The organism is Secundilactobacillus muriivasis, from assembly GCF_054785195.1.
In genome coordinates, this window is sequence record NZ_BAABMI010000118.1 from 1 (window position 1) to 614 (window position 614).

Genomic DNA, 614 nt, shown 5'->3' on the forward strand with positions numbered 1-614 from the left:
ATGGAGGATACAGGGCTCGAACCTGTGACCCTCTGCTTGTAAGGCAGACGCTCTCCCAACTGAGCTAATCCTCCATAGTGCTCATAAAGGCAGGACCATTTAATGATCGACCTCTCGAAACAACTACTAAAGTTTATCATCTTATCAAATTGATGTCAACATCTTTTTTAATTAAGATGAATAGTTATGCAATTCGTATGTCTCACACAACTTTATTAGTTTAACATCTCGTTGATTAGCTGTCAACAACTTTTTCAACTTAATGTTTAGCGGTTAGGGCTCGTAAGCCCCGGTAACTCAACCGCAAGAACTATATTACACGCTTTGGCAGAAAAAAGCTACCCTTTTTTGCAATTTATTCGATTTTTTTGCAAAAGCCCCCTACTACGGCTTTCTTGGCAAGTTATGCTCATTCGGCGACGCGTTTCCGCTTTATGCATAAGTTGAGAGTTAAAGTACATAAACATGTATTCGGGTTCGCTGCCGCTTGTGAAGTTCGGCTACTTTAGCGCGTTAATCATGGTTAACATTGTGGGTACAGCCGGTCGGTCTGAAAATTTGGGCGCTGGAACGCCATGGGCACGATTCTGAGCCGGAAGCCCGCGTCTCAGAAT

Annotated in this window: 1 tRNA gene; it reads right to left on the reverse strand. The window is 43.2% G+C overall.

Annotated elements, in window-relative coordinates:
• Window position 1 precedes the first annotated feature (1 nt).
• Window positions 2-74 (reverse strand) — tRNA-Val (locus ACYVR3_RS16205).
• Window positions 75-614: the final 540 nt, after the last annotated feature.